The 3649-nt window shown below is 50.7% G+C and carries 1 protein-coding gene and 1 pseudogene; both read right to left on the reverse strand.

The annotated features are described in order from the left end of the window. On the reverse strand, positions 1-2329 hold a 2329-nt coding region (locus AAX04_RS11345), incomplete at its 3' end, for a hypothetical protein (protein WP_156519852.1). A 648-nt stretch (positions 2330-2977) separates the two neighbouring features. After that, positions 2978-3649, reverse strand: a pseudogene (locus AAX04_RS12235) (peptidase S53); the annotation flags it as partial.

The following is a 3649-nucleotide window of genomic DNA, read 5'->3' on the forward strand; positions in this document are numbered from 1 at the left end:
CCTGAGTCAGGGTCTGGTTGCATAGGTTAACGAACTCAACCTTATACAGCATAACCTGCACAGCCGTGTAGGCAGTCTCAGATAGTATAGTACCGGTGGCTACAGCTATCTGCTTCTCGGGGCCTACAGCGTACAGTGTATTGTTGGCTCCATTAGCATAGTAAGCCTGGAAGACTGGTTCAATCAAGTAGCTGTTAACGGCAGCTGGTGCAAAGCCAGAGGTGCTATATGTGTAAGTTGCACTGAAGACACCTGAACCAACCATTATTGTGCCGTAGTAGAGCTGTAGGTTGAAGTAGACTGTGGCTGTGGTGTTGTAGTAAACAGGCGAAGATACAGTTAACTGACCATTACTCACGGTTACCAATGATGAACTGAATGTACCCATGAATGTTGGTACAGGTAACTCAACTACGGGCGACTGGGCCAGGTAACCGTTAACGATATGGTAGACCTGTAGTGTTGGGAATACCGCCACGGTCCCGACAATACCAAAGGCACTCTCGCTTAGGTACACCACCTGGCCTGTTGCCAGTGGGCTTAGGCTGGTTATGCTTGGGCCGGCGTAGAGTACTGCCTTAAGCTGCTCAGCCTTCTCAACAAGCACCGGTTCTTGGCTAGTGGCTGGGACGCCGTGGGTGTACTGGGTAACGAAGAATGTGACTGGGAGTAGCGAAGTGTAAATGTCCTCTATAACCACGTTGGGTGTGTTGTTCTGTATGGCGAGGTTAACTAGGGCTGATAGGTTCAGGAAGGCCACATCCCAAGTGCCACTAGTGGTTTGAAGCTCAATGCTAAGCGCCATGTGGTGTGGTGAAATTGGGATGGGCGTTGGTGAGGTTGGTGGGTAAACAGTGCCAGTAAACTGGACAGCTGGTATTGTGAAGCCTTGGAATAGGAAGCTTATTGGTAATGGACCGTACAGTATCTGGCTGTACTGTGGGCCTAGAGTTACCTCGAATAGGAATGATGCTGTTGGTGAGAACATGTAGGTTGAACTGGCCAGTAAATTACCCTTAATGTCTAATATGTTCACAGCCTGTATCGTGATTAAGCCACCTGCAATAACCAGATCAGGTAAGCCCTCAGAGTGAGGCCCAACAACCCCAAGACCATACCCATCGAGTGACGTTACGTTGAAGAATCCATCATAGAAGAAGTCGTACCCAACCAGTGTACCGCCTAGCAACAGGCCATTGTTGTAGTAGCCCTGGAAGGCGTAGTTGGTGGTTGAGTAGACAGGTACTGTTACCGTGCCCTGAGTGCCTGGGTTGTAGTAGCTGTAGGTCACGTTTATCGTGAAGTAGACTGGGTTACTTGAACCGCTCTGGGCGAAGCCGATCAGGTGGCCGTTCTGGAATATCAAGGCGGGTAGGTATATGAAGGGCCCGAAGGCAACATACTGGACGCCATATATGCCTGTGCTGAACTGAGTGGCAGTTGGGTTGTAGGGGACTGAGGAGTTGACTATTATCGGTATTCCGCTGTAGTACTCGGCGAAGGTTAGGGCAAGATCAGACCATATTGATGACGAAACCATAGCCGCTGGTGCGGTGGTGACTAGGTCTAGACCGAACCAGATGTATACGACGTTCAGGCCGGTCATGGACATTGCGTAGTATTGGCCAGTAGTACCGTTAACAGGCACCATTATCATGTACTGCCCACCGCTAGGGGTCTCTAAGTAGGCTGTGGTTGGTGAAGATGCAGCCGTAGTTAAATTGCCAAGCACGTCACCGAGTAGGCTGGGTGCAGTGGTGAAGTTGAATATGACCCACTGGTAGCCCTTGTAGTTAAGCGTCACTATGACCATCCATTTAGCTAGGAATGAAGCGTAGTTTAGGCTGCTTGGGGAGATTGGTAGCTTGAAGCTGTAGGTGAAGCCACCTGTACTGTTTGTGGTCACTGTAAAGCTCTCACCAACCAGTAAGCCAATGTCACTTGAGATAGCCGTGTTGAAGTAGCTTAGGTAGGAGCCTGGTACCAGAGTGCCGTTGGGGTATGTTATGTCTGAGGCGTTAACTATGTAGAATGTTATCGTCTGACCGGCTATACCGTAGTAGGCTGGGACCGTGTCGTAGAGTAGGTGGTACATGCCCAGTAACGTTGAGTTAAGCCCAGTTACATAGGTTACCGGCGGTTGGGCGTATGCTAGGTTTAGTGATATTGTGTAGGTTTGATTAGTTATGACTATCGTCGGCGGGACCGGTGGGCCTGGTAGTGATATTGCCTTAACCGCGTGCCCCACCCCCAGTAGGGTGAGGGCTAGGGCCACTGCGAGTATTGGCAGTAGTTTTGTTATTCCGTATTTCCCGGATTTACTGGACATAGGCCCCTCAGGCAACCACCCCTATTTAAAGAACCCCTAACCAGGCATCATGGAACAGTTAAAATAAGCCTTGGAACCAATGAAGCTACTCATCACCCACCTGGTTTCATTAACCCCCAGTTGCAACCAACACACGAACCCCAGTAGCGCCAGTGAAAATGTGCCGAGACTTAATAACGCCTAGGGAAATGCAAAAAGCTTACTCGGACTAACCCCTTTCCCGCCCTTTTTGAGGGGCTGTTTCGGTTTTCATGATTGTTTGCGGTGTTTTTTTGTTGATGGTTAATCTCCGGTTAGATTTATAAACCTAGCCTTAACGCCTTTAATTGGTTACCCTGGGTTTTCGAGACCCGTAGTGGCTGGGAACCGCGGGTGACCGTTGGGGAGCCACTGCGGTGAGGGGGCTCGGGGAGACCGTCGAGAAGGAGACGGTGGAGGCACCAAGCCTCTACCGCCTCCAGAGAGACGGCAAGGGTTTCCTGGGGTCTTAGGGGTTACCCTGCTTTGATTGGGGTTACTTGGTTCCCTCCCTTGGTATATAATGCCACGGTGGTAGTTTACGATACAACTAGGTGAAGGTGTTGAATTCAGATCATTAATTGGAAGAATAATTTCTTGGTTTTAACCGAATTTGAATCACCGACTTAATTACCTGTGGCTAATAAGCTTTAATGCGCCGTCTAACCCGTAGACGTTTATCTGTCCAAGCCCATTAACGGGGTTCCAGCGTCCCTGCAGAACCCAGTAGACGCCGTTCTGCCCACCTAGGGACTGGAACATGAAGCCCGGTATCCCGGTTAAGTAGCTCTGCAGTGGCGCAGTGGTTTGCGTGACGTAGAACATGCTCGGGTAGTACTCGTAGAGTAGGTATAGTGTCGGGGCTAGATCACCTATGGTGAAGGTTGGTACAGTGCTTTGAACCGTGGTTGTCATTCCTGCTGATAATGGTGTGGCTAGGCTAGTGCCACCCACTATGTATGGTGGTATGACGCCGTTAAGCACAATGAGAACCCCCGTGAATGGGTCAGCGTCAGCCGCTATATCAGGGACTCCCCTATGGCCCACGGTGTAGAAGTTAATGCCCAGGTCTGGTTCGTAGACGAATGGTCTCTCGTAGGTTGCGCCAATCAGTGATTGGCCAATGGTCTCCGGGAAGGTGAAGGAGTAGCCGCCACCAGTCCCCCACATGAAGAGTGGATTCCAGTTCCAGGCGTACTCGGTGCGGGTTACCATGAACGTTGGCGATATTGTGGCATAGAGCGTCGTCCCACCAACCCCCGTCACCCATGGGTCACTGGCCGGGTATATGACGCTTGGCTC

The organism is Caldivirga sp. MU80, from assembly GCF_001663375.1.
Classification (GTDB): Archaea; Thermoproteota; Thermoprotei; order Thermoproteales; family Thermocladiaceae; genus Caldivirga.